This window comes from Williamsia phyllosphaerae, from assembly GCF_014635305.1.
In the GTDB taxonomy this organism is placed as follows: Bacteria; Actinomycetota; Actinomycetes; order Mycobacteriales; family Mycobacteriaceae; genus Williamsia_A; species Williamsia_A phyllosphaerae.
On record NZ_BMCS01000001.1, the window covers coordinates 1,296,693 to 1,322,360 of the forward strand.

29 protein-coding genes are annotated in these 25,668 nt (G+C 68.0%); 19 read left to right on the forward strand and 10 right to left on the reverse strand.

Features of this window, described 5'->3' with window-relative positions; all coding sequences use genetic code 11:
* Positions 1-52: 52 nt before the first annotated feature.
* A complete protein-coding gene (locus IEV93_RS06010) occupies positions 53-505 on the reverse strand; it encodes a MarR family winged helix-turn-helix transcriptional regulator (RefSeq protein WP_188487856.1) in 453 nt (150 codons plus the stop codon).
* 152 nt (positions 506-657) lie between these two features.
* Here IEV93_RS06010 and IEV93_RS06015 point away from each other — a divergent pair, with 152 nt between their 5' ends.
* The 4 genes from IEV93_RS06015 (at position 658) to IEV93_RS06030 (ending at position 4,245) form a co-directional block, all read left to right on the forward strand.
* Positions 658-1,146, forward strand: coding sequence for an SRPBCC family protein (locus tag IEV93_RS06015; protein WP_188487858.1), 489 nt, complete (start codon positions 658-660; stop codon positions 1,144-1,146).
* A 99-nt stretch (positions 1,147-1,245) separates the two neighbouring features.
* Positions 1,246-2,181 carry an alpha/beta hydrolase gene (locus IEV93_RS06020; protein WP_188487860.1) on the forward strand — a complete coding sequence of 312 codons (936 nt, stop codon included), beginning with the start codon at positions 1,246-1,248 and terminating at the stop codon, positions 2,179-2,181.
* An 87-nt stretch (positions 2,182-2,268) separates the two neighbouring features.
* Positions 2,269-3,534, forward strand: a complete 1,266-nt coding sequence (locus IEV93_RS06025) for an APC family permease (protein ID WP_188487862.1) — start codon at positions 2,269-2,271, stop codon at positions 3,532-3,534.
* 12 nt (positions 3,535-3,546) lie between these two features.
* Positions 3,547-4,245, forward strand: coding sequence for a YoaK family protein (locus IEV93_RS06030; protein WP_188487864.1), 699 nt, complete (start codon positions 3,547-3,549; stop codon positions 4,243-4,245).
* A 3-nt stretch (positions 4,246-4,248) separates the two neighbouring features.
* On the opposite strand, the gene IEV93_RS06035 is transcribed toward IEV93_RS06030, so the two are convergent.
* The 6 genes from IEV93_RS06035 to IEV93_RS06060 all read right to left on the reverse strand — a co-directional run bounded on the left by IEV93_RS06035 (position 4,249) and on the right by IEV93_RS06060 (position 8,336).
* Positions 4,249-5,712: an SDR family oxidoreductase gene (locus IEV93_RS06035; RefSeq protein WP_188487866.1), complete on the reverse strand. Its 1,464-nt coding sequence runs from the start codon at positions 5,710-5,712 to the stop codon at positions 4,249-4,251.
* A gap of 59 nt (positions 5,713-5,771) precedes the next feature.
* Positions 5,772-6,533 (reverse strand): putative protein N(5)-glutamine methyltransferase, encoded by a 762-nt coding sequence (locus IEV93_RS06040; protein WP_188487868.1) that lies wholly within the window; start codon positions 6,531-6,533, stop codon positions 5,772-5,774.
* Positions 6,530-6,676 carry a hypothetical protein gene (locus IEV93_RS06045; RefSeq protein WP_188487870.1) on the reverse strand — a complete coding sequence of 49 codons (147 nt, stop codon included), beginning with the start codon at positions 6,674-6,676 and terminating at the stop codon, positions 6,530-6,532. Before IEV93_RS06045 ends, IEV93_RS06040 begins: the two co-directional genes overlap by 4 nt.
* A 118-nt stretch (positions 6,677-6,794) precedes the next feature.
* Positions 6,795-7,358 (reverse strand): hypothetical protein, encoded by a 564-nt coding sequence (locus IEV93_RS06050; protein WP_188487872.1) that lies wholly within the window; start codon positions 7,356-7,358, stop codon positions 6,795-6,797.
* 79 nt (positions 7,359-7,437) lie between these two features.
* The gene (locus IEV93_RS06055) at positions 7,438-7,686 is read right to left on the reverse strand and encodes a hypothetical protein (RefSeq protein WP_188487873.1); all 249 of its coding nucleotides are present in this window, start codon (positions 7,684-7,686) and stop codon (positions 7,438-7,440) included.
* Between the two features lie 2 nt (positions 7,687-7,688).
* The gene (locus IEV93_RS06060; protein ID WP_188487875.1) at positions 7,689-8,336 is read right to left on the reverse strand and encodes an HNH endonuclease family protein; all 648 of its coding nucleotides are present in this window, start codon (positions 8,334-8,336) and stop codon (positions 7,689-7,691) included.
* Positions 8,337-8,514: 178 nt separating this feature from the next.
* Between IEV93_RS06060 and IEV93_RS06065 the strand changes: the two genes are divergently transcribed.
* Together IEV93_RS06065 and IEV93_RS22590 are read left to right on the forward strand one after the other, a co-directional pair.
* Positions 8,515-8,952 (forward strand): DUF6263 family protein, encoded by a 438-nt coding sequence (locus tag IEV93_RS06065; protein WP_188487877.1) that lies wholly within the window; start codon positions 8,515-8,517, stop codon positions 8,950-8,952.
* The gene (locus IEV93_RS22590; protein ID WP_268237454.1) at positions 8,949-9,083 is read left to right on the forward strand and encodes a hypothetical protein; all 135 of its coding nucleotides are present in this window, start codon (positions 8,949-8,951) and stop codon (positions 9,081-9,083) included. Before IEV93_RS06065 ends, IEV93_RS22590 begins: the two co-directional genes overlap by 4 nt.
* 80 nt (positions 9,084-9,163) lie before the next feature.
* Here the strand turns inward: IEV93_RS22590 and IEV93_RS06070 are convergent, their stop codons facing one another.
* A complete protein-coding gene (locus tag IEV93_RS06070; RefSeq protein WP_188487879.1) occupies positions 9,164-9,859 on the reverse strand; it encodes a hypothetical protein in 696 nt (231 codons plus the stop codon).
* A 133-nt stretch (positions 9,860-9,992) separates the two neighbouring features.
* Here IEV93_RS06070 and IEV93_RS06075 point away from each other — a divergent pair, with 133 nt between their 5' ends.
* The 6 genes from IEV93_RS06075 (at position 9,993) to egtD (ending at position 16,797) form a co-directional block, all read left to right on the forward strand.
* Positions 9,993-10,691: a response regulator transcription factor gene (locus IEV93_RS06075; protein ID WP_229704913.1), complete on the forward strand. Its 699-nt coding sequence runs from the start codon at positions 9,993-9,995 to the stop codon at positions 10,689-10,691.
* A 5-nt stretch (positions 10,692-10,696) separates the two neighbouring features.
* Complete coding sequence (locus IEV93_RS06080) at positions 10,697-12,274, forward strand: HAMP domain-containing sensor histidine kinase (protein WP_229705127.1); 1,578 nt, start codon at positions 10,697-10,699, stop codon at positions 12,272-12,274.
* A 157-nt stretch (positions 12,275-12,431) separates the two neighbouring features.
* Positions 12,432-13,685 carry an ergothioneine biosynthesis glutamate--cysteine ligase EgtA gene (gene egtA, locus IEV93_RS06085; protein WP_188487881.1) on the forward strand — a complete coding sequence of 418 codons (1,254 nt, stop codon included), beginning with the start codon at positions 12,432-12,434 and terminating at the stop codon, positions 13,683-13,685.
* Positions 13,682-14,995 (forward strand): ergothioneine biosynthesis protein EgtB, encoded by a 1,314-nt coding sequence (gene egtB / locus IEV93_RS06090; protein WP_188487883.1) that lies wholly within the window; start codon positions 13,682-13,684, stop codon positions 14,993-14,995. The genes egtA and egtB overlap by 4 nt, the downstream gene beginning before the upstream one ends.
* Positions 14,996-14,999: 4 nt before the next feature.
* Complete coding sequence (gene egtC / locus IEV93_RS06095; protein ID WP_188487885.1) at positions 15,000-15,752, forward strand: ergothioneine biosynthesis protein EgtC; 753 nt, start codon at positions 15,000-15,002, stop codon at positions 15,750-15,752.
* A gap of 73 nt (positions 15,753-15,825) precedes the next feature.
* The gene (gene egtD / locus IEV93_RS06100; protein ID WP_188487888.1) at positions 15,826-16,797 is read left to right on the forward strand and encodes an L-histidine N(alpha)-methyltransferase; all 972 of its coding nucleotides are present in this window, start codon (positions 15,826-15,828) and stop codon (positions 16,795-16,797) included.
* An 83-nt stretch (positions 16,798-16,880) separates the two neighbouring features.
* On the opposite strand, the gene IEV93_RS06105 is transcribed toward egtD, so the two are convergent.
* Entirely contained in the window at positions 16,881-17,408 is a 528-nt protein-coding gene (locus tag IEV93_RS06105; RefSeq protein ID WP_188487890.1) for a TetR/AcrR family transcriptional regulator, read from the reverse strand.
* Positions 17,409-17,627: 219 nt separating this feature from the next.
* Between IEV93_RS06105 and IEV93_RS06110 the strand changes: the two genes are divergently transcribed.
* The 7 genes from IEV93_RS06110 to IEV93_RS06140 all read left to right on the forward strand — a co-directional run bounded on the left by IEV93_RS06110 (position 17,628) and on the right by IEV93_RS06140 (position 23,892).
* Positions 17,628-18,899, forward strand: a complete 1,272-nt coding sequence (locus IEV93_RS06110) for a cytochrome P450 (protein WP_308690892.1) — start codon at positions 17,628-17,630, stop codon at positions 18,897-18,899.
* A gap of 83 nt (positions 18,900-18,982) precedes the next feature.
* Positions 18,983-19,138, forward strand: coding sequence for a hypothetical protein (locus IEV93_RS06115; protein ID WP_188487892.1), 156 nt, complete (start codon positions 18,983-18,985; stop codon positions 19,136-19,138).
* A 172-nt stretch (positions 19,139-19,310) separates the two neighbouring features.
* Positions 19,311-19,934 (forward strand): GNAT family N-acetyltransferase, encoded by a 624-nt coding sequence (locus tag IEV93_RS06120; RefSeq protein WP_229704914.1) that lies wholly within the window; start codon positions 19,311-19,313, stop codon positions 19,932-19,934.
* Between the two features lie 122 nt (positions 19,935-20,056).
* Positions 20,057-20,917 (forward strand): hypothetical protein, encoded by an 861-nt coding sequence (locus IEV93_RS06125; protein ID WP_188487896.1) that lies wholly within the window; start codon positions 20,057-20,059, stop codon positions 20,915-20,917.
* A gap of 254 nt (positions 20,918-21,171) precedes the next feature.
* Positions 21,172-22,296: an MBL fold metallo-hydrolase gene (locus IEV93_RS06130; RefSeq protein WP_188487899.1), complete on the forward strand. Its 1,125-nt coding sequence runs from the start codon at positions 21,172-21,174 to the stop codon at positions 22,294-22,296.
* A gap of 127 nt (positions 22,297-22,423) precedes the next feature.
* The gene (locus tag IEV93_RS06135; protein WP_229704915.1) at positions 22,424-22,855 is read left to right on the forward strand and encodes a GNAT family N-acetyltransferase; all 432 of its coding nucleotides are present in this window, start codon (positions 22,424-22,426) and stop codon (positions 22,853-22,855) included.
* 125 nt (positions 22,856-22,980) lie between these two features.
* Positions 22,981-23,892 carry an NADP-dependent oxidoreductase gene (locus IEV93_RS06140; RefSeq protein WP_188487903.1) on the forward strand — a complete coding sequence of 304 codons (912 nt, stop codon included), beginning with the start codon at positions 22,981-22,983 and terminating at the stop codon, positions 23,890-23,892.
* A 21-nt stretch (positions 23,893-23,913) separates the two neighbouring features.
* Here IEV93_RS06140 and IEV93_RS06145 read toward each other — a convergent pair whose 3' ends face one another.
* Positions 23,914-25,620 carry an alpha/beta fold hydrolase gene (locus IEV93_RS06145; protein ID WP_229704916.1) on the reverse strand — a complete coding sequence of 569 codons (1,707 nt, stop codon included), beginning with the start codon at positions 25,618-25,620 and terminating at the stop codon, positions 23,914-23,916.
* Positions 25,621-25,668: the final 48 nt, after the last annotated feature.

Genomic DNA, 25,668 nt, shown 5'->3' on the forward strand with positions numbered 1-25,668 from the left:
GGTCACGGGGGCGACGGCGTCGTACGCGGAGTCCGTGGAGGTCGGGTCGGATCTACAGCGGTGGGTCGCCGCTGGCGCAGACCTGTTCGGCGAGCACCTCGGCCAGCAGCTCGATCGATCGTTCGGCGGCGGCACGATCTTCGGGGGCGAGGCGGTTGAGCGCGGACTCCATCAACTGGGCGCGACGCGAGGTGGCGCCACGGATGAGTTCGACCGCGGCCGGCGTCGGTGCGATCAGGCTGGCGCGTCCGTCGAGCGGGTCGGCGGTGCGCTCGACCATCCCGTCGCGCTCCAGGGCCGCGACGAGACGAGACATCGTCGGCGCGCTGACGTTCTCCTTGGCGGCGAGATCGGACAGACGCATCGGCGAACTGTTGACCAGAACCCACAGCGCCGAGGTGGCGCCCAGGGTCAGTGCTCCCGGACCGACCCCGTTGCGCAGCATGCGGTTGATGCGGGCGAGCGCGGTGTAGACCGATACCGCGCGTGACTGCGTGTTGGTCATCTCCCGGCCCACCTCTCTGTCGATGACGGTCGTCTCGGCTGTGCTTGAATGACGTTAGTTGCATAACGCTAAGTAATCGAACCGTAAAGGCCAGTGACCTCGCAGGATGAGACCCACGCCACATCGGTGCGACCCACGAAAGGCGCGAATCCATGACCGAACGTCTCGAAGTCCACCGTCAGATCGCCGCGGTGCCGGCCGACGTGTTCGCCGTCCTGGCCGATCCGCAGGGCCACGTCGCGATCGACGCGTCCGGGATGTTGATGAGTGCCGACGGCAATCGGGTCACCGCGGTGGGGGATCGGTTCGTCGTCCACATGGACCGTGAGTCGATCAAGGACATCCCCGAGATGGGGAAGTACGACGTCACGGTGATCATCGAGTCGTTCGAGGCAGAACGGGAGATCTCGTGGAGTATCAGCGGCACCGTGCAGCCGCCGATCGGTCATGTCTACGGCTACCGACTCGAGCCGAACGACGACGGGACGCTGGTGACATCGTTCTACGACTGGTCGAACGCCCGCCAGGAGATCAAGGACCGCGGCATCTTCCCTGTCATCTCCGAGGCGGCGCTGTCGGGGACACTGGGCATCCTCGATCGCACAGTTCGCCGGGGATATCCACAACCGACCCCGCGATAGCCGCTTCACCAGCACGCCGTCGGCGATTCTGCCGTCTCGTTATGCGGCTGTTACTCTGCGTGGGTCCCCCAGCTCATGTGAGAAACGAAGGACCCTTCAATGTCGATTCACAGGCTTCGTACTCGCCTGCTGGCCGGTGTGTGCGCGGTGGTCGCGACCACCGGACTCGCGACCGTCGTCACCGCCGGACCCGCTGAGGCCCGCGTCGCGACGACCCAGGTCTACTCCCCCGCGATGAAGCGGAACATCCCGGTCGAGATCCTCGGCGCCCAGCGCCGGGGCGCGCCGACGCTGTACCTCCTCGACGGACTGCGTGCGCCGAACAACGACAACGGTTGGTTGATCAACACCGACGTCCGTCGTTTCTTCGCCAACAAGAACGTCAACGTCGTCATGCCCTTCGGTGGCGCAGGCAGCTTCTACACCGACTGGGACCGTCGCGACCCGGTGCTGGGCCTCAACAAGTGGGAAACCTTCCTGACGCGTGAGCTCCCCAACTTCATGGCGAACCGCTACAACAGCTCGCGCACCAACAACGCGATCGCCGGTCTGTCGATGAGCGGCACCTCTGCGCTCAACCTGGCGACCCGCCACCCGGGCATGTTCCGTGGCGTCGCGTCCTACAGCGGCTACCCGCTGACCACCGAGCCGGGCTTCGCGCAGGGCATCCAGGTCGCGATCAGCCAGGTCGGCGGCAACGCCGACAACATGTGGGGCGTCTGGCCGGGCGGCCGGTGGCTGGAGAACGACCCCGCGCTGCGGGCCGCGGCTCTGCGTGGCAAGCGCGTCTACATCTCGGCGGGTACCGGTGGATCGAACATCGACCCGGTGACCAACCCGACCAAGTTCGCGCAGGTGGTCCCGCTCGAGGTCGCGTCCGGCATCGCCAGTCGCCAGTACCTCGGGACTTTGCAGATGAACGGTGTCCGAGTGGTCTCGCGCATCACTAACGAGGGCACGCACGACTGGAACTTCTGGCAGGCGCGTCTGCACGAGTCGTGGTTCTCGACTCTCGGGCCGTCGCTCGGAGCCTGACCCACCCGGTTTCACCGACACCGCGGATCGTTCGCCCCAGGGCGATCGGTCCGCGGTGTCGTTTCCGATGGAGGCGATGACAGCCCGATGAGCAGCACCGGCGCCGACCACACCCTGGCCCGACGTCTCGGCACGGTCGATGCCGTGGTCATCGGTCTCGGGTCGATGATCGGCGCGGGGGTCTTCGCGTCGTTCGCCCCGGCTGCCGCCGTCGCGGGGTCGGGCCTGCTGATCGGTCTGGCGATCGCTGCGCTCGTCGCCTTCTGCAACGCGACGTCGTCGGCACAGTTGGCAGCTCAGTACCCGCAGTCCGGTGGCACGTACGTGTACGGCCGTGAACGACTGGGCGACTGGTGGGGATTCGTCGCCGGATGGTCGTTCGTCGTCGGCAAGACGGCCAGTTGCGCGGCCATGGCGCTCACGTTCGGTGTCTACGCACTGCCGGACGGATGGGCCCGACCGGGCGCGGTGGCAGCGGTGGTCGTGCTGACCGCGGTCAACTACTTCGGCGTGACACGGACCGCCGGCGTCACCAAGGTCATCGTGACGGTCGTGGTGCTGGTGCTCGCCGGGGTGGTTGTCGCGGGAATCGTCGGCGGCGACCCACAGACATCGAATCTGATCGACGACGTCGTGGGGCACGGGTGGTACGGGATCGTTCAGTCCGCCGGGCTGTTGTTCTTCGCGTTCGCCGGCTACGCGCGGATCGCGACGTTGGGTGAAGAGGTGCATGACCCGGCGCGGTCGATCCCGCGGGCGATCGTGCTCGCCCTGGCCATCGCGCTGGCCGTGTACGTCGTCATCGCCGCTATCTCCCTCGCCGTACTCGGACCGGATCGCCTGGCCGGATCGGTTGCGCCGTTGGTCGATGTCGCCACGTCGGGCGGTAGCGGATGGATGGACCCGATCGTGCGAATCGGGGCCGCGGCGGCCACACTCGGCGCGCTGCTCGGTCTCATCGCAGGCGTGGGCCGGACGACCCTGGCGATGGCTCGTACCGGCGACCTCCCGCGTCCGCTGGCGGCCGTACATCCCCGCCACCGGGTTCCGCACCGAGCCGAGATCGCCGTGGCGACGGTGGTGTCCGTCCTCGTGCTCACCCTCGATCTGCGCGACGCCATCGGTTTCTCGTCGTTCGGGGTGCTGGTCTACTACCTCGTCGCGAACGTGGCTGCCCTCACCCAGCAACGAGAGCATCGGCGCTATCCCCGTGGACTCGCGGTGGTGGGGGCGGTCGGTTGCGTGGTTCTCGTCGTCGCACTACCGGGATCGGCGATCGCCGTCGGACTGCTCGTGGTGATCGTCGGAGTGGCCTACCGGCTCATCGGCCGACGTGGAGGGGAAACGCCGTGAGATGGTGACCTGATGGCGCGTGAGCCTCGGGTCGTCACCTCCACCACCGTCCGACTCGGCATGCTCATGGCCGCGGTCGGGGGTTTCCTCGACGTGTACACGTTCGTCAATCGGGGCGGGGTGTTCGCCAATGCCCAGACCGGCAATCTGATCTTCCTCGGCATCAAGGCCTCGCAGGGGCGTTGGTGCGATGCCGCAGCGCACGTCCCGCCCGTGATCGCGTTCGTCGCCGGCGTGATGACGGCGCAGTACCTCACCACCACCGCAGCCCGGACCTGGCTGAGGTATCCGGTGCGCAGCGTGTTGGTCGTCGAGTTCGTCCTGCTCCTGGCGGTGGGGTTCATCCCCAGCTCCGAGCGATTGAACTACGGCGACGAGCTGTCCACGGTGGTGATCGCCTACGCGGCCGCGATACAGATCGCGGTGTTCAAGACGCTGGTCGACGTCGCCTACTCGACCACCATGACGACCGGCAACCTCAAGAGCATGTCGATGGCGTTGTACGACTGGGTTTTCGGGCACGATCCCGTGGCTCGGCCGCATGCGGTGAACCTGGCCGCCATCATCGGGTCGTTCCTCACCGGCGCAGTGGTCTGCGCGGTGTCGTCGCCGACGTTGGGCGTCCACACGGTGTGGTTGGCCCTGCCGCTGTTGGCTTTCGCACTGGCCCTGTTCTCCTACGACGAGTGGTCGGTGCGTCGGCGACGCTGAACCTCAGTGCGCGGCTTCGGCCGTTGACACGATGTTGTGTGCCATCCGCGAGAAGATCACCTTGTGGAACGGCAGCTGGCCGTACCAGTAGGCGAGACCGGCCAGGCCGCGGGCGTAGAAGATGGTCTTCTGCTCCAGTCGCGCGCCGGAACCCTCGGGGACGACTCGTAATTCGAGCCATGCGACGCCGGGCATCTTGGTCTCCGCGCGCAGGCGGAGCACGGAACCGTCCTCGACGTCGACGACGCGCCACCAGTCCAGTGCCTCGCCCTCGGCGGCGGTGTCGCCGGACTTGCCGCGTCGCAAGCCGGGTCCGCCGACCACGCCGTCGACCGCGGCCCGCGCCGACCACACGAGAGGTGTTGAATACCAGCCGTTGTCGCCACCGATGGTCGAGACGACCTTCCACAACGCCTCCGGCGAGGCGCCGGTGTTCACCGACCTGGTGTCGGTGAAGACGTCCTCGCCCGCCCACGACGGATCCGTCGGGAGTGGTTCTGCGGCAGGCACGGACGCGTCGGCGTTGGACCAGGTGTTGTCGGTGTCGGCGCGATGCTTGCGGTCCAGAGCGGCGTCGAGCGCCTGCCGATAGGTCAACAGTCCGCCCTCGGGGCGGGGGATGAGATCGTCGATGTCGTGCTCGTGCATGACGGCGTCGTGTTCGAGGGACTCGATGAGTGGGCGTGCCAGTCCGCTGGGCACCGGTGTCACCAGGCGAACCCACCGGCTGGCGATCGACGGGGTGAGGTACGGCAGCACGACCATCCGCCGGCGCCGCAGCCCGGCCGCCTCGGCGTAGATCTGCATCATGTCGCCGTACTCGAAGACCTCGGTGCCGCCGATGTCGTAGGTGCGGCTCTCGGTGATGGGGACGGTGGCCGCCTCGGCCAGGTAGTACAGCGCATCGCGAACAGCGATCGGCTGGATCTTGTTGTGCACCCAGCGCGGCGTGGTCATGATCGGGAGGCGGTCGGTGAGGTGCCGGATCAACTCGAACGAGGCCGATCCGGTGCCGATCACGACGCCCGCCTGCAGCACGATGGTGTCGACGCCGGACGCGATGAAGATCTCGCCCACCTCGACGCGCGACGTCAGATGGTCCGACAGTTCCTTCTCGAGCGGGTGCAGACCGCTCAGGTAGACGATGCGGGACACGCCCGCGGCCTTCGCGGCCTCGGCGAGGTTGGTGGCCGTGCGGCGCTCCTCGGCCATGAAGTCGTCGGAACCGCCCATGGAGTGCACGAGGTGATAGACGACGTCGGCGCCCGCGAACGCGCGATCGAGGGACGCGCGATCGGAGAGGTCACCCTTGACCACGGTGTTCTCGTCGGCCCACGGCGCGTCGGCGAGTTTCGACGGCGTGCGGACCAGGGCGCGCACGGTGTGGCCCCGATCGATGAGGCGCGGCGCGAGGCGGCCTCCGATGTATCCGGTGGCGCCGGTGACCACGCAGGTCGTCTTCGTCATCAATCACTCCGTTGCTGCTCTCGGCGCCGGGAACTGCCGGTGCCGGTATGTGATCAACCCTACGGAAGGGCGGCCACGGCGACGGTGCCGCCGTTGTCCTCGTCGGTGATCGTGCGGGCGTCGAACCCACGCCGCACCATCGCCGCACACAAGGCGCCGGCCTGGCGGGTGGATGTCTCGATCAGCAGATGCCCGCCCGGTCCGAGCCAGTCCGGTGCGCCGACCACGATCCGCCGGGCGATGTCGAGGCCGTCGGGACCGCCGTCGAGCGTGGTCCGCGGCTCGTACTGTCGGGCCTCACGCGGCATCGTCGCGATGGCGTCGGTGGGGACGTAGGGCGCATTCGCCGCGATCACGCCGACTCGCCCGCGGAGGGTGTCGGGGAGGGCGTCGAACAGGTCGCCGGTGCACACCTGCGCATCGGACAGGTTGCGACGGGCGCAGTCCGTGGCGATCGGATCGATGTCGCAGGCGACGATCTGCGCGGTCGGTACCCGACTGGCCACCGTCGCCGCGACCGCGCCTGCCCCGCAACACATCTCGATGAGCACGGCGTCGCCGCTCACGAGTCGGGCGGCCTGCGCCGCGAGCAGCTGCGTTCGGGAGCGGGGCACGAAGACGCCGTCGGCAACCTGTATTCGCAGGTCTCCGAACGCAACCCAGCCGACGATGTATTCCAGTGGACGGCCGGCGACGCGGTCGGACACCATCGCCGCCAACTCCGCAGGACCGTCCGCGGCATCGATCAGGAGTGCGGCCTCGTCCTCGGCGAAAACACATCCCGCCGATCGCAGGGAGGCGACGATGTCGTCAGGCGTCACTGGCCGTCGGTGGTTCCCTTGCTCCCGCCGACCGCGTGGTCGCGCTTGTCGGTGCTCTTCTCGGAGGCCTCGTAGGCGGCTTCCTCGTCCGAGATCTCCTCGGTTTCGCCCACGGGCTTCTCGTTCTGGTGCGGAAAGGTCATGGTGACCCTCGCTCTCGTCGGTGATGGTGTTCGCTGCTTCACCGTTGCACGGCAGACTCCCACCGTACGTCGGACGGCCAGATCTGTAGCAGTTCGTGTCGTCAGGCGAGCGGAACTGCTACGGATCGTCGGTGGCTGCCTCGTCCTGCGCCACCGCGAGGGTGGGCGCGAAACGTCGGAACCAGATCTCTCGGACCGCGATGGCGGCGAGGACGAAGAGAAAGGCCACCTCGGGGTCGAGTCGGACGCTCGACCGCGCGCCCGGCGTCGCGTACCAGAGGATGGCCAGGACGAGGAACGGGATCGCGATGGTGACGAGCTTCCGAGGTTGCCGACGCATCAGTATCGCCTCACCCAGGGCGGCGAAGACGAGGACCGCGGCGCAGGCGAACGAGATCTGCGAGAACGTGGGGAAGCTGGTCGACCGCTTCTCCAGGACACTGGCGGTGCCGATGCGGGTGTCGAAAACCGGCGTGCCGGCTGTCTGCGTGATTACCCCGGAATCCGAGGCGACGAACGACTCGGCACCGCTCGGCAGACGGATCAGTGAGGTGGCCGCGGCACTTCCGTCGTCGGCGACCAGCCAGGTGAGCCCACCCGCGAACAACGTCGCGACAATCAGCAACCAGAAGGCCGCGTGGCCGGTGACCCTGCAGATCCGAAACGCCCGATGGTCTGTCACCCCGAGAAGTATGCACGGCTCACGACTGTTGCGAATCGGTACTGATTTTCCCGCTGAGGGGACGTTGCGGCTGTTGCGGCTACGCCGGTGCGCGGAACTTGTCGACGACGGACCGGTGGTAGGACTCGAGCTCGTCGGGCCCGGTCAGGGGCCGCGAGGTGTCGGTGATCGTGTACCACTCGCCGGCGTCCTCGTAGCGGACGCGGGCGACGCCGAGGTTGTCATCGCCGCAGGCACACGCGATCTCGACCGAACCGGTGATGACACCGACCTCGTCGGTCATCACCCCGCCCGGCGCGGCGGTCACGATCGTCGACAGTTCGGCCATCTCTAGCATCCGTTCAGTAGTGAGGTGAGTGCTGACTTCTCACTCGACTGCAGCGAGAGACCCCACGCGTGCTTGGAGCCGATCCACATCCGAGCGTAGGTGCAGTGATACGAGCTGACCGGCGGCAGCCAGGTCGACGGATCCTGGTCGCCCTTGGAGCGGTTCGAGCTCGCCGACACGGCGATGAGCTGCGAGTTCGTCAGATCGTTGGCGAACGCCTGGCGGCGCGCGGTGGTCCACGACGCGGCGCCGGACCGCCAGGCCTCGGCGAGCGGGACGATGTGGTCGACGTCGACACCCGAGGAGGTGGCGACGGTGACACCGTCATACGGCGAACGCCACGACCCCGCCGTCGGCTGACAATCGCTGCCCACGGTCACACCCGACCCGTCGCGTTTGAGCACGGTCTCGCGGGTGTCGCAGGTGCCCGACTGGGCGATCCAGTGCGGGAACTGCTCGCGTGAGTAGCCGCTCATCGAACCCTCGGTGGCGACCGGGAGCCCGGCCAGTTCCGACTTCGCGGTCGCGACCGACGGGATGGCCGGTGGTGTGGCACCGGCAACCGAGGTCGTCAAGCCGAGCCCGGCTGCGACGCAGCCGATCACGACGGACACGGTGGCCGCCGATCGAATGGTGAAGCGATGGAACATGTCTGCGCCCTTGGTTCGACCCCCGTCGACCCCCTGTGATGGACGCTAGGGGGGACGGGTGGACGCGATGTGGACGCAGACCGAATGTTAGAAAAACTAATGAAAGTGGCTGTGGTTACGGTGGAGGAGTACTCCGGGTTCAGTAGCAAGCCCTCACGCAACTCCCTTAGGAGCACGGATGCCTACTGTTTCACGCACCTTCACCGTCAACGCCACGCCCGACAAGGTCGTCGAGTACCTGTCCGACTTCTCGAACGCCACGGAGTGGGACCCGGGAACCGAGAAGTGTGTGCGCGTCGACGACGGTCCGGTCAAGGTCGGATCGAGCTGGCACAACGAGTCCAAGATCGCCGGCGTCAGCACTGAATTGACCTACACGCTCAAGACCCTGACCGCTGACACCATCGTCCTGGTGGGTGAGAACAAGACCGCCACGTCCACCGAGACGATGGAGGTCAAGCCCGCAGGCGCGGGCACGGAGCTGACCTACACCAACGAGATCGAACTCCACGGCGCGGCCAAGATCGGCGCTCCGGCAATGAAATTGGTCTTCGAGAAGGTCGGTGTCGACACCGAGAAGCAGCTCACCGAGGTGCTGAACGGACTGTCGGCGTGATCGCCGGCGACGACACCTCGGCCGATCAGCCGGTCGTCCCGCTCACCGAGCATCTCGAGCGCGCTCGCGAGCGCCACGAGGAGACCGCCGAAGAGCCGGACACCTACGTGGCACCGGCTGACGAGGCCTGACCGCTCGCTGAACCGAACGCGAAAGACCGGAAGACGACGGCCCACTGGGCCCTCGGCTTCCGGTCTTCGTCGTCTGCGGACTACTTACCGGTGGCAGGCGCCGGGGGCGTCGGTGCTCCCTGGCCTGCGGCGGGGGGTGTCGGTGCTCCCTGGCCTGCGGCCGGCGGCGTGGGCGCTCCCTGTCCTGCGGCCGGCGGCTTCGGCGCGTCCTTGCCGTCCGGTCCGGCGCCGGGGCCACCCTTGCCGTCGGGGGCGGGCATGCACATCGGGCCGCCCTTCTCGCCCGGTCCACCGGGACCACCCTTGGCGTCCGGCGCACCCTTGCCGTCGGGCCCGGCGGGTCCACCCTGCGGACCACCGTTGGCATCCGGCGCCGCGGGTGCTCCCGACTCGCCCGGCGCAGCCGGTGCACCGGACTCACCCGGACCACCCGAGGCGGGCAGTGCGCTGCTCGACGACGCATTGCTCACTTCCTCGTGCACCGGGTTGGCGAGGAAGACGGCCGACGCCACGACGGCACCGATGATCGCCGCGCCCACACCCACAGCGGTCACCGGGACCCACGGCTTGCTGCCTGCCTGGTTACGCATCCGCGACCAGCGGGACTGCGTCGCGACGGGCTGATCAGCGGGCTGCTCGGTCGGAGTCGGCGTGGTTGCCGAGTAGGCGGTCGGTCCCTGCATCGGGGCGGTCGACGGCGACTGGCCCTGGCCGACCGGCTCCATCCGGCTGGTGGGGTTCTCGTCTGGATTGGTGGGGGAATTCTTGTCAGCCACGTCGTGCTCCTTCGTGTGTTGGGTTGATCTCGACTTCCTCGACGGTGACGGTGCAGGCTGAAGTCACCCTGAAGGTCCGGGCCCGGACAGCAACTCTTCAGCGCAGCTTCAGGCGTGTGACAACAATTGAGGTGTGGCCGACAAGAAGCAGGACTTCCGAACCGCACGACGGGTGGTGGTCGTCGAGGACTCCGACGCGATCCGCGAACCCGTGGTGGCCGCCTTCGCCGACGCCGGGTACGCCGCGCACGGCGCCGTGTCGGGAGACGATCTCGAGCAGATCATCGACGGGCGCAGGCCCGACCTGTTCATCCTCGACGTGATGCTGCCGGGCGGACGCGACGGTTTCGACCTCATCGAGGTCATCCGCCAGCGGTGCGACGCCGGGATCATCATGGTGACCGCGCGCGACCACATCGACGACCGGCTGCGCGGGCTCACCGGCGGCGCCGACGACTACCTCGTGAAGCCCTTCCTGCTCGACGAACTCCTCGCCCGGGCGTCGGCGGTGCTGCGGCGGCGCGGCCGCGCCGAGACGGCGGTGTCGGTCGGGGACCTGCTCGTCGACTCCGACGCGGGCACCGTGACGCGCGGCGACTCCGTCCTCGACGTGACCGCCACCGAACTGCGCCTCGCCGAGTTCCTGGTCAACCAGCGCGGGCGGACCGTCACCAAACCACAGATCCTGCAGGCGGTCTGGGGATACGACGCCTACGACGTGAACCTCGTCGAGGTCCACGTCAGCGCGCTGCGTCGCAAGATGGAAGCCCATGGACCGCGCCTCATCCACACGGTGCGCGGCCTCGGATACGTGCTGCGGGTGGACCGGTGAGGCCACTGCGGCCCCTGCGCAGAGGCGCGCGGCCGACGCCGCCCGGCGATCAGCCCACCACCGCCACCCCGTCGCTGCGCCGTCGTGTGCTCGTCGTCGTGGTCGCTCTGTTCGCGTTCCTGCTCGTCGTGGTCGGAGTCTCGGTCGACATCGCGCTCGGACACCAACTGCGCAGCGACCTGTCGTCCCGGTTGGCCGACCGCGCCGACCGGTCGATGTCGCTGTCCGCCGAGGGGTACAGCCCGCAGGATCTGGTGACCGCGCTGCAGGGCGACGCGATCCGGGTGCGGCTGCAGACCAGCGACGGGACCGTCTACGGCGGACCGCCGCAGCTCCCCGCCGACGCGGACGAGCCGGCGGCCACACCGATTCCGCCGGATGGTGCCCGCCCTGGGCCCGGGGCGAACCCGGATCCGTCCGGCCCGCCACAGGGCCCCGGCGCCGGACCCGGTCGCGGCGGACCACCCCGGCCGGCCACCGATTCGCTCGTGGTGTCCCGCCGACTGCCGGACGGTTCCGTGCTGACCCTGCTCGGTGACACCACCTCGATCACCCAGGTCCGTCACCAGCTGCGGTGGCTGATGGCCGGCGCGGGTGCGGCGACGCTGCTCGTCGCGGCGTTGGCGATGGTCGTCGCGGTTCGTCGAGCGTTGCGACCGCTCGATGCGATGGTCGCGGTGGCCCGCGGCATCACCTCCGGCGACCGCGGTCGACGGGTCCGTCCGCAGTCGCCCGACACCGAGCTCGGACGGGCCGCTGGATCGGTGGACGAGATGCTCGACGCCCTCGAGTCGGCCGAGGCCGCTCAGCGGGCGGCCGCCGACGTCGCGCGTCGCGCCGAGGCCGAGACGAAGCGATTCCTCGCCGACGCCGCCCACGAACTCCGGACCCCCATCGCGGGATTGTCGGCGGTGGCAGAGTCACTGAGTCGCGACGGCATCTCCCGGCCCGACCGGTTGCCGCGGTGGACCGAGCTGTTGCTGGGGGAATCGCGGCACGCCGCCCGGCTCGTCGACGACCTCCTCGACCTCGCGCGTATCGACGCCGACCCCGCCCTGATCCGCGCCGACGTCGACCTCGTCGAGGTGGTCTCCCTCGCCGCCGACCGTTCGCGTCTGGTGACGCCCGGTACGCGGATCGAGCTGACCGGATCGCCGGCCGTGCCCGTGTCGGTCGACGCCGGCCGGATCGGTCAGGTGGTCGCGAACCTCATCGACAACGCCGTGCGCGCCACGCCTCCCGGCGGGACCATCACCGCCGACGTGTCGGCCACCGACACCACGGCGACGGTGACCGTCACCGACACCGGCCCCGGCGTTCCCGACGAGCAACGCGAGCGCATCTTCGAGCGGCTGGTCCGACTGGAGGAATCCCGCGCCGGCGTCGGCGCCGGACTGGGGCTGCCCATCGCCCGCGCCCTGGCCCGGGCACACGGCGGCGACGTCGTCTGCGTCCCGCATGTCGGAGGTGCCCGATTCGTCCTGAGTCTTCCGCTGGGCGTCACGAATCCGTCACGATCTCTGTCCGACCTCTCGGGTAGCGTCGATTCCACGCGCTCGACGACTGCCACCGGACGTTCGTGAAGTCCCGGCGGTTCGACGAGAACTCCGTAACATCGGTGGAAGTGCCCGGAACATCCGCAGCGCCCTGATGTTGCCGACGACGACGTCCGAGACACCTGAAGCAGCCCAGGTGCCGGCCATCGCCTGATACCGCGACCACGCCTGACACGGAGATTCGATGACCACCAGTACCGACGAGATCAGCTCTCGTCCCGCCGCGGCCGCGCACCTGACGCGCGTCTGCTTCAAGTTGGGGCCACCCCGACTCATCGGCGCCGAACTCGAATGGTTCACCCGGCGCGTCGACCTGACCGACCCGTCACCACGCACCCGTGCGCTCACCGACGACTCCCCGCGGCCCGAGCTCACCGACCTCGCCGTCGCTCTCGGCCCGCACGCACCCCAATCGATCGACCCGGGCTCGCCCGCGACCCCGCTGCGCTCCGGAAGTGTTGTCTCCGTCGAGCCGGGCGGGCAGGTCGAGCTCTCCAGCAGCCCCGAGACGGATGTCGCGTCACTCCGCACGGCCCTGGCCTCCGATGAACAGCAGCTCCGAGCCCTGCTCGCCACCCGCGGTGTCGAGATGGTCGGCGGAGCCGCCGACGGTGTCCGCCCTCCGCACAGGTTGCTGACCACCGAGCGCTACCGCGCGATGGAGGAGTCCTTCGCCCGTCGCGGCCAGTTCGGTCGGCTGATGATGTGCAACACCGCCGCCGTCCAGGTCGCCTTCGACGCCGGCTCCGACGTCGAGAAGGCAGTTGCCCGCTGGACGCTGCTGCACACCATCGGGCCGGCCCTGATAGCGGCGTTCGCCAACTCGCCGGACCTGCACGGCGCAACCGACCAGCGCTGGGCGTCGCAACGCATGCGGGCCTGGCTCGAGATCGACCGCACCCGCATCCCACCACCGGCCCAGACCGTCGACGACTACACCGCCTGGGTTCTCGACATCCCGTTGCTGTGCATCCGCTGCGCCGACGGGACGCTGTGGTCGCCGCCCGCGGGCACCACCCTCGGCGACTGGATGGACGGGCGGCTCGACGAGCGGGTCGGACGCCGTCCCACCGCCGACGACCTCGACTACCACGTCAGCACCGTCTTCCCGATGGTCCGACCCAAGGGTTACCTCGAGGTGCGCTACCTCGACGGCCAGCCCGACGGTCTGTGGGGCGTGCCGATAGCCGCGCTGGCCGCACTGATGTCCGGTGACTCCGTTGCCGAGGCGGCCACCGAGATCGCTGCACCGACCGCCGACGCGTGGACGCGTGCGGCGCGGTGCGGACTCGACGACACCGAACTGCGCACGGCCGCGCACCGACTGCTGACCCTGGCCGCCGACGCGACCGACACCGCCGACGAACGAGAGACCCTCGGGACCGCCGCCGCGCGCTGCGCCCGTGGAGTGATGCCAGGAGAGGAACCCACCTCATGACCACGACCGACACCGGATCCGTCGAACGCAGGCGTCTCGCCGAGGTGCTGCGCCGGGCGCGCGAGCGTACCGCCGGCCTGACCGACGCCGTGTCCGATTCCGAACTGCGAGCACAACATTCCGAGCTGATGAGTCCGCTGGTGTGGGACCTCGCGCACATCGGCAACCAGGAGGAGCTGTGGCTCATCCGCGAGGTCGGTCGTCGGGCGCCGATCCGCGCGGATCTCGACGACCTGTACGACGCGTTCCGCCACTCCCGGTCGTCGCGTCCGGGACTGCCGATCCTGGATCCGACCCAGGCCCGCGAATATACCGCCGCGGTGCGCGCACACGCCCTCGAGGTCCTCGACTCGACACCGCTGACCGGCGATAGGCTCGTCGACCGGGGATTCGCGTTCGCCATGATCGCCCAGCACGAGCAGCAGCACGACGAGACCATGTTGGCGACACATCAGCTCCGGGCGGGCTCGGCCGCGCTGACCGCTCCCAAGCCGCCGGCCGGCAACGCAGTCCCGGGTGACGAGATCGTCGTCCCCGCAGGCGAGTTCACCATGGGCACCGACACCGACCCGTGGGCACTGGACAACGAGAGCCCCGCGCACCGGGTCCACCTGCCGACCTACGCGATCGACCGGTTCCCGGTGACCAACGGGCAGTACCTCGCGTTCATCGCCGACGGCGGGTATCAGCGGCGAGAGTTGTGGTCGGCGCGCGGGTGGGAACACCGCGTCACCGCCGACCTCACCGCACCCCAGTTCTGGGAGCGTGACAGCGACGGTTCGTGGTGGCGTCGCGCCTTCGGTGTCCGGAACCCGGTGCGCCCCAACCAGCCTGTCGTCCACGTCTGCTTTCACGAGGCGGAGGCCTTCGCCCGTTGGGCGGGCAAGCGTCTGCCCACCGAGACCGAATGGGAGAAGGCCGCCCGGTTCGACCCGGTGACCGGTCGTTCTGGTGGCCGGTACCCATGGGGCGAGGACGATCCCACCGCCACGCAAGCGAACCTCGGTCAGCGGCACCTCGAGCCCGCCGACATCGGTGCCTACCCCGACGGGGCGTCGGCACTGGGTGTGGAGCAGATGTTCGGTGACGTCTGGGAATGGACCTCCAGCGATTTCACCGCCTACCCCGAGTTCGCGATGTTCCCCTACCCCGAGTACTCCGAGGTCTTCTTCGGCGGCGACTACAAGATGCTGCGCGGCGGTTCGTTCGGGACCGATCCGGTCGCGGTGCGGTCGACGTTCCGCAACTGGGATCACCCCATTCGTCGACAGATCTTCTCCGGCTTCCGGCTGGCTCGGGACGTCGACTGAGAAGATGTGTCGTCATCTGGGTTATCTCGGTCCCGCCGTCGGTGTCGGTGACATCCTCACCCGCGGTTCGCATTCGCTGGTCGTCCAGTCCTGGGCGCCCACCGACATGCGGTGCAGTGCGGTCGCCAACGCCGACGGTTTCGGTGTCGCGTGGTGGCCCGGCAGCGACGACGTCGCGGGCGGCAAGGACGCCACCTCCCATCGCAGCGTCGCCCCGATCTGGTCGGACCCGTCGGTGACCGACGTGCTCCCGCACATCCGGTCGCAGGCCGTGCTCGGTGCAATCCGATCGGCGACGACCGGCATGCCGATCACCCACACCGCCTGCGCCCCCTTCGTCGACGGCGGGTGGGCCTTCAGTCACAACGGCGTCGTCGCCGACTGGCCGGCCTCGCTGGCGACGCCGGCCGAGGCCGTGCCGGTCACCGATCTGCTCCGACTGCCCGCCGCCACCGACTCGGCGGCACTGTGGCTCATCGTCAAACACCTTCTGCGCAGCCAGTCCCCGGCTGAGGTGTTACGCCGCGTCATCGCGGATCTCGACATCTCGGGCCCGGGCTCGCGATTGAACCTGATGCTCTGCGACGGCACCACGATCTGGGCCACCGCCGTGCATCACTCCCTGTCCACCCTCATCGGCGACGGCGAAGTACTCGTCGCGTCGGAACCTCTCGACGACGACCCCCGGTGGACCCCGGTTCCCGACAGGTCGATCGTCACCGCCACCCGTTCGGTGCTGACGGTCGAGTCGTTGTGACCCATCGACCCGACCCGCACAACGCTTTTCCGCACATTTCGACTTCTCATTGATCCCCTCCAGGAGGCACCACGTGTCCACGCCGGCACTCGAGATCCACATCAGCCCCGACGACGTCGACCAGTCGCTCGTCGACGACGTCCGCGACGGACTGACCGCGTCACCGAAGAATCTGCAGCCCAAGTGGTTCTACGACGAGCAGGGCAGCAAGTTGTTCGAGCAGATCACCGCGCTGCCGGAGTACTACCCGACCCGCACCGAGAAGGCCGTCCTGGCCGCGCACGCCGACGACATCGTCGACACCACCGGGATGACGACCCTGGTCGAACTGGGGTCGGGCTCCTCGGAGAAGACGCGCCTGCTGCTCGACGCCGGGCTCAAGGGCGGCACCCTGCAGACCTATGTCCCGCAGGATGTCTCGGTGACCGCGCTGCAGGGTGCGGTCGAGGAGTTGGTGCAGGAGTATCCGGGCCTGGAGGTCGCGGGCATCGTCAGTGACTTCACCGACACCGGATCCTCGATCCCGGTCCGCCCCAACCGCACCGTCGCCTTCCTCGGTGGAACGCTGGGCAACCTCGTGCCCGAGCAGCGCGCGTCGTTCCTCGCCGACATCGCGGCCGCCCTCCGCCCCGACGAACACCTGCTCATCGGTGTCGGTCTGGTCATCGACCCCGCCGTGCTGGTTCCGGCCTACGACGACGCGCAGGGCGTGACCGCCGAGTTCAACCTCAACGTCCTGTCGGTTCTCAACGCCCGCCTCGGTGCAGATTTCGACCTCGACGGCTTCGAGCACGTCGCGATCTGGGACGCCGAGAACGAGTGGATCGAGATGCGGCTGCGGTCGCGCCGCGCCCAGGACGTCCGGATCGCGGACCTCGACCTCGACGTCTCGTTCGCCGAGGGCGAGGAGATGCGCACCGAGATCTCCGCGAAGTTCCATCGCACCGGCATCACCGATGAGTTGGCGACCGCAGGCTTCGGCGTCGAGCAGATCTGGACCGACGCAGACGAGCGTTTCGCAGTGGTTCTCGGTCGCAAGCGCTGAGGCCCGGCGGGGTGGGCATGCGGTCCAGTCGAAGTCCCGCATGCTCGCCCCGAACGGTTTGACCAGAAAGATCGCCGGCGCGTTCAGTCGTCGGTGAACACCTGATTGTCGACGACACGCTCGCCGATCATCCGTAGCAGCGCGTCGATCCGCTTCTGTACCGGCTCGGGTGTCACGTCGCCGGGCAGAACGCTCGCGAAGAACGCCGTTCCCGCCGCGATCAGGATCATCGCGAGCGCGTCGTTCGCCGCGTTCTCACGATCGGCGGGCTCGGCCGCGTCCGCGTACTGCGACGCCGCCGACCCCGCCAGGCTCTGCCACAGCGCCTCGCCAATCGCGGGGTCCGACTCGAAGGTGCTCAGGAGACCCGGGATGGCCGCGCGCAGGCCGGGGTCGGAGAACAGGGTGCGGCTCTGGTTGATGACCGCGTCGATCCAGCCGTCGGGCTTCTCGGTGGCGATGTCGTAGAACTCGAGCCGGTCCCGCAGGACCGCGGTCAGCACCAGTTCGGCCTTCGTCCCCCAGCGGCGGGAGATGGTGGCCCGTCCGACGCCGGTCCGAGCGGCGACCGCGCGCACGCTGAAGTCGTTCCAGCCCGTCTCGACCAGCATTTCCCGGACCACAGGCAGCACTCGGGCGTCGATGGTGGCATCGCGTGGCCGCCCGCCACGCGCCTGTCCCGTCACCTCGGGCGCCGAATCGGTCGATTCGGACGACTCGGATCCTGACGAAGACATCTCAGGTGTAGCCACTCCCACCCTTCCTGTACCAGTGGTATCGTATCCACTGGTATCGATACTGGTTCGGCCACACAGCGATGGGAATACGCCATGACCTCTGACAATCGTATGACGAGCGCAGCGCTCGATCCGGCTGCCTGCCCGTTCATGCACGACGGATTCGACTTCACGAGTCCGGATCTGTTGGTCAAGGGACTGCCGGTGGACGAGTTCGCGCAGCTCCGCAAGACCGCTCCGGTCTGGTGGAACGCGCAGAAGCCCGGCACCGGCGGAGGTTTCCACGACGGCGGCTACTGGGTCGTCACCAAGCACGAGCACATCCGCGAGATCTCCAAGAACGACGCGCAGTGGTCGACCAACGACAACGGCGTGATCATGCGGTTCGAGGACGACATGCCGCCGGAGGCTCTGGAGATCACCAAGGCGCTGCTGATCAACAATGATCCGCCGTCACACACCCGGCTGCGCAAGCTCGTGTCGCGCGCGTTCACCCCGCGTGCCGTGCAGGGTCTCGAGGAGAAGCTGGCCGACGCCGCGGAGACCATCGTCAAAGAAGCTGCCGCCACCGGTAAGGGCGACTTCGTCCACCAGGTCGCCGTCGAACTGCCGCTCCAGGCCATCGCCGATCTGCTCGGCGTGCCGCAGGAGGATCGACACAAGCTGTTCGAGTGGTCGAACTCGATGATGAACGCGGACGACCCGGAGTTCACCATCGACCCGACCACCGCGTCCGCCGAGGTACTCGGCTACGCCTATCAGATGGCCGAGTCGCGCAAGGCGTGCCCGGTCGACGACATCGTCTCGACGCTCGTCAACGCCGACATCGACGGCCAGTCCCTCGACGAGATCGAATTCGGCTACTTCTTCATCCTGCTCTCGGTCGCGGGCAACGAGACCACGCGAAACGCCATCTCGCACGGCATGAACGCGTTCCTCGACAACCCCGATCAGTGGGAGCTGTTCAAACGCGAGCGGCCGGCCACGACGGCCGACGAGATCGTCCGCTGGGCGACCCCGGTCAACTCGTTCCAGCGCACCGCCCGTGAAGATCTCGTCCTCGATGGCGTGGAGATCAAGAAGGGGCAGCGGGTCGGGATGTTCTACGGCTCGGCGAACTACGACGAAGAGGTGTTCAAGGATCCGTTCACCTTCGACATCACCCGTGATCCCAACCCGCACGTCGGCTTCGGCGGTCACGGAACCCACTACTGCATCGGCGCGAACCTGGCGCGCATGGAGATCAATCTGATCTTCAACGCCATCGCCGACCACATGCCCGACATCCACAAGACCGCCGAGCCCGACCGCCTGCGGTCGGGATGGCTCAACGGCGTCAAGCGGCTTCCCGTCGAATACGACTGAGCACAAACGTGTCTCGGCGATCCAGTCGAGAACGCACCGCCTGTCCCACTGATGTGATCGGCATCCACGAGAGGAGTTCTGTCATGACCGTATTCGGATTGATCCTGATAACGCTGGGCCTCATCGTGGGCGCGCAGTGGCTGTGGATCCTCGGCATCGTGATCGCCGGTATCGCGGCGCTCAGCGCGTTGCGCGGCGTGCACACCCGGATCGTCCCGGGGCGCGCGCACTACATCTGACCCCTCGTCGACCCGGTCCACGGGCACAATGGTCGTCGTCCGGCACGTGACCGGACGACGACAGACGAGGAGCCGCCGTTCCATGCGCGATGGAAGCCATCCACTGGACAACCCCGTACGTGAGTCGCTCCAGGGCCATCATCGCCACCTGATGCGGCGTCATGGCACGGCAATGACCTATGAGTCCGACGTCAGCACGTTCACCTGCGTCGAGGACGCCCCATCGTCAGACGATCCCCGGTGGGACGACTTGGCGACTCTGCTCGGGCCCGGTGGGCTCGCGGACATGTTCAGCAGCCCCGCTCAACCGCCGGCGGAGTGGGAACCGGTCTTCACCCTGCCCGGTCTGCAGTTCGTACACGAGGGCGATGCGCCGACGGCGGCGGCTGCTCCCGCCGGCACCGAACTCGTCACGCTCTCCGCTGTCGACGTGCCGGACATGCTGGGTCTCGTCGCGACCACCCGCCCCGGACCCTTCTTCGCGCGCACCCACGAGATGGGTACCTACCTCGGACTGCGACGCGGCGGCGAGCTCGTCGCGATGGCCGGGGAACGACTCCGCCCGCCGGGGTGGACCGAGATCAGCGCGGTCTGCACCGCGCCGGCCGCACGCGGTCAGGGGTTGGCCGCGTACCTGATCAACGACCTCGTCGGCCGGATCGCAGCACGCGGTGAACGGTCGTTCCTCCATGCGGTGGAGGGGAATCGAAGTGCGCTCGAGTTGTACCGGCGACTCGGGTTCGAGACCCGCGCATCGGTCGTCTTCCGCGGATTTCGCGTCCCGACGGGGGCGTGACGCGGGTCGAACGACCGCGGGTTCGAGAAATTTTCCGGTCCTCGGGAACTTTCCGGGATGGTGTCTGCATCTGATGCTGTGTCCGAGTCGATACCGACTCCCCAGCACCGAGGAGATATGCGATGAGCACCAAGAAGATGGACACCAACCACGACGGCACCACCGATGTGGTCCTCACCGACGTCGACAACGACGGCACCGTCGACTACGGCGAGGCCGACACCAATCGTGACGGCATCGCCGATGTCCGCGCCTCGGACACCGACGGCGACGGACGTATCGATGTCCTGGTGACCGACACCGATCACGACGGCCGCTACGACCGTCAGGTCGTCGACTCCGACAGCGACGGCCGCCCGGATTCGACCACCAGCGTCGACCTGCGTGCCAACGCCCTGTCCGGTTCCGAGCCCACCACCTCGACGTCGAGCAGCGACAACGACTCGACGAGCAGCAACACCGCGTCGGAGGGCTACCGGTCCTCGGAGTCCTACAGCCGCTCGACGACCACCGAGTCCTCGACGACCTCCAGCCACGACTCGACCTACGGCTCCTCGGCCGATCGGTCCACCACCTCGTCGCAGGGGCAGGACCAGGACGGTCGGTGGGAACTCGACACCAACCACGACGGCACCAACGACGTCGTGCTCACCGACACCGACAGCGACGGCGAGGCCGACACAGCCTCCTGGGACACCGACGGCGACGGACGCATCGACGTCGTGCAGGTCGACGCAGACGGCGACGGCACCTGGGACCACAAATACGTCGACACCAACCACGACGGCCGCGCCGACATCGAGATCCGCGACACCGACGGCGACCACTACTACGACACCGCCCGCATCGACTCCGATCACGACGGCGACGTCGACCACTCCACGACGAACTACACCGACCCCGCACCCCAGACCGAGGTCCACCTCGACTACCAGGCCAACGACCCCGGCCACGACACCGGATCCGACAGCTTCGCCTTCTGATCAACGAGGACGCGAACAGACCACCCGGCAACAGGATTCGCCCGGCCCCGAGTGGGCCGGGCGAAGCGGTCGGCTGATGCGAGGTCAACCGTGTTGTGTCGTTCACCCTGTGAAAAAACAACGTTCGGGCAGTCCACCGCTCGGGCGGGGCCGGCGCTCCTCAACGCGGATGAATTGGCGTGCTCGTGCAGAGCGGGCCGCATGTGCGGCTCATCAGGAACGGCGTCGTGTCAGATGTGGGTACACTGTCCCGCATGACGACATTCGAGGCGCCGACCCAGGCCGCTCCCATTGACGAGCGGGTGATCCGCCCCATCCCGGAGTTCGAGGGGGTGCACGAGATCTGGCCGCGTGGGAAACGGCTCGAGGCGGTACGCGAGGCCGCGACGTCCTACCGCGAGCGGTTCGTGGCGCAGGGGCAGGTCCGCGCGATCAAGAGTTTCGACATCGCCGCGGCGCCGTACCCGCAACGGTTCGCGTTCCAGGGGTACTCGGTGGGGCCGAATCCGATGATCTCGATCATCAATCGGATGTTCGTGATCCAGTTCGAGGGATTTGACGGCGAACTGAAGACCCTGGTGTGGGAGCCGACCGTGGCCGCCGGTTCCGCCGAGGCGCCGTTCTACGCCAAGCTGGAGAATCTCGCCGGCAAGTTCCTGTCCCACAAAGTGTTCACGAAGTACTACAACGACCCGCAGGGCGTGTTGCCGCAGTGTGGCCTGAACAACGACGACGTCGACTTCCTCAGCTTCGACCATCTGCACGTGCAAGACGTGCGGATGATCCTCGGCAGCTCACAGGTCATCCCTGGGGAGTCGGCACCGCGTCAGCCCTTGTTCCCGAACGCCGAGCTCCTCGTACACCGAAAGGAACTGGGCACCTTCGAATCGCCGCATCCACTGCAGTGGTCGTGGTACGTCGACGGCGGTATGGACGGAGTGCCGATTGATCGGGTCCGGGTGTTCGACGGCGACGTGGAACTCGGTGTCGGAGTGAGTCTGCTGTGGACGCCCGGGCACACCGACGGCAACCACTCCCTGGTGGTCAACACGCCTGACGGAGTGTGGGTGTCGTCGGAGAACGGGATGGCCGCCGACAGTTGGCAGCCCGAGTTGTCAAAGATCCCCGGCGTGCGAAGGCAGGCCGCGTTCTACAACCGCGAGGTGGTACTCAACGCGAACACCATGGAGGACTCGCTCGACCAATACGACTCGATGGTCAAGGAGAAGACCATGGCGTCACCGTCGCCGAAGGATCCCCGGTGGTTGCAGATCATTGCGTCCTCGGAATGCGCTTCGTGGAAGCGGCAGTGGCCGGTGGTGCCCACCTTCTCTCACCGCGGACTCGACTACGGAACCATAGAGAAACCCGTGCGCTGAAGCCTCGGTTCTACGCACTGACGGACGAAGTCTTACGCGGGAGCCCCGGAGTGAAGTGGATGCCTTCTGATTCCATGAACACATGGTCCTTCACATCTCGCCCGCTGACTTCTCGAATGCAGATCTGGTGTCGTTCCTGTCGGCGCACCTGGACGAGATGGCGCCGACGGCGCCGGCCGAGAGCAGGCACGCCTTGGACGTCGATGCGTTACGCGCCCCTGGCGTCCGACTCTGGGTCGCCCACGACGACGGGGTTCTGGTCGGCACCGTGGCGCTGGCGTCTGCAGGGCCGGGTCACGAGGAGTTGAAGAGCATGCGAGCCGATCCGGTTCGGCGAGGGGCGGGCATCGGACGTGCGCTGCTTCAGTTCGCGGTCAGCGACGCGCGGAAGCGGGGGATTCGGCGGTTGTCGCTGGAGACGGGCAGCATGGACTTCTTTGCCCCTGCCCGATCGCTTTATCGCGCAGCGGGGTTCGTCGAATGCGCACCGTTCGGCGCGTACAAACCAGACCCGAACAGTGTGTTCATGACCCTCGAAGTCGAAACGCACACTCGATGACAACGACAGCTATGCGCCGGCCGGTGCGCATGGGTGACTCCTCCCACATCTTGTTGAATCTGACATCAACGAGAGGTTCTACGGTGAACGTATCGATCCACCTGTAGCGAAAGCGACGGTTCACGATGTTGGCAGTCCAATACCGTACGTACGGAGATCCCTCCGTGCTCGAGGTCGCCGATCGACCCGAACCGCACGCCGGCCCCGACTCGGTTCGTATCCGCGTCCTGGCTGTCAGCGTCAATCCAATCGACCGATTACTGCGCGCCGGCCAGTTGAAAGACGTTTTCCCGCTCGTCTTACCGGCCATCCCTGGCCGCGACGCCGTGGGCATCGTCGATGAGATCGGTGACGGAGTCAGCGACATCGTGCTCGGGGACAGGGTGTTCGGGCTCGGAGGGGTCAGCGACACCACGGCGCAGTACGCGGTGCTCACCGCCTGGGCCCCGGCACCGGCGGCCTGGACCGATGAGCAGGCCGCGGCGGCGGGACTGGCGTCGGTCACGGCGCTGCGTGCGTTGGATGCACTCGGCCCGGCAACGGGATCCACGATCCTCATCGACGGCGCCGCCGGTGCCGTCGGCAGCGCGGCCGCTGCGTTCGCGATCGCGGAGGGGGCGCACGTGATCGGAACTGCGAGCGAGGCCAACCACGACCGTCTGCGCGCACTCGGCGTCCTACCCGTCACCTACGGCGACGGCCTCGTCGAGCGTGTCCGCACGGTTGCGCCTGATGGTGTCGACGTCGCCCTCGATGCAGCCGGAACGGGATCGCTTCCCCACCTCCTCGAACTCGCCGGGGACGTCGCGCACGTCGTGACAGTCGCGGATCACCAGCGAGCGAGTGAGCTCGGAGTGCGCAGCGTCAACGCCGACAACGACTCCTCCCTGCTGCGTCGAGCCGCTGAGCATGCCGCCGCCGGCGCCTACACGCCGCATGTCAGCGAGGTCATGTCGTTTCGCGACGCCACGCGCGCACACGCCAGATCCGAGGCGGGTAGCGGCAAGACCGTGATGAGAATCGGGTCGCTCGACTGACGTCGAGCGTGGACGGGCGGGTCAGTCGACGACCGGAACCGCCAGCGACTGACCCGGTCCGCTGAGCAGCGTCACCGGCTGGCCGAGGAGTCCTCCGCGGAACCCGGGGTCGCTGCCGGTGATCCGGACCTGCAGGCTATGGCCGGCGGCGAAGCGATGAACCAACCCGGGGAACGTGATCCGGACCGGTGCAGCGGGGTTCGCGATGCGTACGGGCGCCACGAGGTCGTTGATCGACGTGGCCGCGCCGTTCGGTGCGACGTCGTAGATCTGTGCGAACACCACCGGCTGACCGATCGCCCGGACCCGCAGGGTCATGGTCGGGATGCCGACGACGTCGAGCGGAGACGAGAGCGCTCCGGTGGTCCAGCTCGCCGAACCGGAACGACCCGTGAACGCGGTCGCGATGGTGGTCGCGCCGGGAACCGCGCGTGCGGGTGCGCTGACGAGTCGGCCACCGGCGGACAGACCGAAGGTGGTCGGTGCGCCCCTTGGGACCTCGTCCGCCGCGGCGTAGGCGGGACGGGCGTTGCCGCGGTAGTCGATCCAGTTGCGGAAGTACGCGAACCGCGGACCGGTGTCGGCGCCGGAGTCCTTGAGGTAGTGGTCCAGCCAGTCGAGGATCCGCCCGGTCTCGTACTGCGTGGTGCGGTCGGGTGCGTCGTCGCTGTACTCACCGGGGGCGGGTTCGCCGCTGTGTCCCCAGTAGTGCCAGATCATCTTCGTCTCGACACCGCGCGCCCGCAGCGCACGGTAGGTTGCGAGGCCCTCGTTGAGGTCGAACAGGGTGTCCTGCTGACCTTGACCGAGCAGTACCGGCACCTTGATCCGATCGACATAGCTGGTGACCGAGGTGGCGCGGAAGCTGTTCACCGATGCCTGGCTGAGCTGACCGGTCAGAGTGCCCTCCGTGATCGCGGCACACTGGAAGGCGACGAAGTTCGGGCAGCCCACGGCACGCGCCGGGTCACTGGCGTACCCGGCGCGGCCGGGATTCTTCACGCCGGTCTCGAAAAGGTCGGTGGTGTAGCTCGTCTTCGAGGCGCCGGGCACCCGCGAGCTGACACCGGAGAACGCGCTCGTCGAGTTCGGGGCCAGTGAGTAGGACAGGTCGTTCCACGTGATCAGCGGGACGATAGTGTCGATCCGCGGGTCCACGCTCGCGGCCGCGAACTGGATTCCGCCGCCGTAAGATCCACCGATCATCCCGACGCGGGGATCGTTGGCGTGCGGCCTGCCGTCGTGGGCGACACGGTCGCGTCGCACCGAGTCGAGCACCGGTGCGGGCCGACGCAGGGCCTTGTCGGTGAAGGCGATACCGCGTGCGCCCCCGAGGTAGCTGATCAGCTGCGATGCCGCGACACCGTCGTTGCCCGGGCTGTCCAGGGTGATCTTGCAGCTGCTGCCCCCGAAGCCCAGCCCGGAGTAGGCCAGGGTCACGTAGCCCTGCGAGGCCAGGTACTTCGCGGTGGGTTCCTGCGTCTTGTACGACCCGCCGAACCCGTTGGTCGTCAGCATCGCCGGGGCGCGGTTGCGGGCGGTGGCCGCGTTCGGCACCCGTAGCTCGCCGACGATGGTGCACGGGGTCGCACGGTTCGGCCCGGTGTGCACCGAGAAGTACAACAGGGTGGTCCGATAGCCGGGACCCGGCGCGGCCGACGCCGCCGGGACGACCGCGGCGACGGTGGTGAGGAGCAGGACAGCGACCGAGACGACGAATGCGCGCACGAGGGGTAACGGTAGCCGAGCCCCAGGTCGCCGGCGGGACGATCGGCG

What these genes read in the sequence shown, in the direction of transcription:
- IEV93_RS06010 (WP_188487856.1), bottom strand. Translation starts at nt 505, where the DNA reads ATGACCAACACGCAGTCACGCGCGGTATCGGTCTACACCGCGCTCGCC.
- IEV93_RS06015 (WP_188487858.1), top strand. Translation starts at nt 658, where the DNA reads ATGACCGAACGTCTCGAAGTCCACCGTCAGATCGCCGCGGTGCCGGCC.
- IEV93_RS06020 (WP_188487860.1), top strand. Translation starts at nt 1,246, where the DNA reads ATGTCGATTCACAGGCTTCGTACTCGCCTGCTGGCCGGTGTGTGCGCG.
- IEV93_RS06025 (WP_188487862.1), top strand. Translation starts at nt 2,269, where the DNA reads ATGAGCAGCACCGGCGCCGACCACACCCTGGCCCGACGTCTCGGCACG.
- IEV93_RS06030 (WP_188487864.1), top strand. Translation starts at nt 3,547, where the DNA reads ATGGCGCGTGAGCCTCGGGTCGTCACCTCCACCACCGTCCGACTCGGC.
- IEV93_RS06035 (WP_188487866.1), bottom strand. Translation starts at nt 5,712, where the DNA reads ATGACGAAGACGACCTGCGTGGTCACCGGCGCCACCGGATACATCGGA.
- IEV93_RS06045 (WP_188487870.1), bottom strand. Translation starts at nt 6,676, where the DNA reads ATGACCTTTCCGCACCAGAACGAGAAGCCCGTGGGCGAAACCGAGGAG.
- IEV93_RS06055 (WP_188487873.1), bottom strand. Translation starts at nt 7,686, where the DNA reads ATGGCCGAACTGTCGACGATCGTGACCGCCGCGCCGGGCGGGGTGATG.
- IEV93_RS06060 (WP_188487875.1), bottom strand. Translation starts at nt 8,336, where the DNA reads ATGTTCCATCGCTTCACCATTCGATCGGCGGCCACCGTGTCCGTCGTG.
- IEV93_RS06065 (WP_188487877.1), top strand. Translation starts at nt 8,515, where the DNA reads ATGCCTACTGTTTCACGCACCTTCACCGTCAACGCCACGCCCGACAAG.
- egtA (WP_188487881.1), top strand. Translation starts at nt 12,432, where the DNA reads ATGACCACCAGTACCGACGAGATCAGCTCTCGTCCCGCCGCGGCCGCG.
- egtB (WP_188487883.1), top strand. Translation starts at nt 13,682, where the DNA reads ATGACCACGACCGACACCGGATCCGTCGAACGCAGGCGTCTCGCCGAG.
- egtC (WP_188487885.1), top strand. Translation starts at nt 15,000, where the DNA reads ATGTGTCGTCATCTGGGTTATCTCGGTCCCGCCGTCGGTGTCGGTGAC.
- IEV93_RS06105 (WP_188487890.1), bottom strand. Translation starts at nt 17,408, where the DNA reads ATGCTGGTCGAGACGGGCTGGAACGACTTCAGCGTGCGCGCGGTCGCC.
- IEV93_RS06110 (WP_308690892.1), top strand. Translation starts at nt 17,628, where the DNA reads ATGACCTCTGACAATCGTATGACGAGCGCAGCGCTCGATCCGGCTGCC.
- IEV93_RS06115 (WP_188487892.1), top strand. Translation starts at nt 18,983, where the DNA reads ATGACCGTATTCGGATTGATCCTGATAACGCTGGGCCTCATCGTGGGC.
- IEV93_RS06120 (WP_229704914.1), top strand. Translation starts at nt 19,311, where the DNA reads ATGACCTATGAGTCCGACGTCAGCACGTTCACCTGCGTCGAGGACGCC.
- IEV93_RS06125 (WP_188487896.1), top strand. Translation starts at nt 20,057, where the DNA reads ATGAGCACCAAGAAGATGGACACCAACCACGACGGCACCACCGATGTG.
- IEV93_RS06130 (WP_188487899.1), top strand. Translation starts at nt 21,172, where the DNA reads ATGACGACATTCGAGGCGCCGACCCAGGCCGCTCCCATTGACGAGCGG.
- IEV93_RS06140 (WP_188487903.1), top strand. Translation starts at nt 22,981, where the DNA reads ATGTTGGCAGTCCAATACCGTACGTACGGAGATCCCTCCGTGCTCGAG.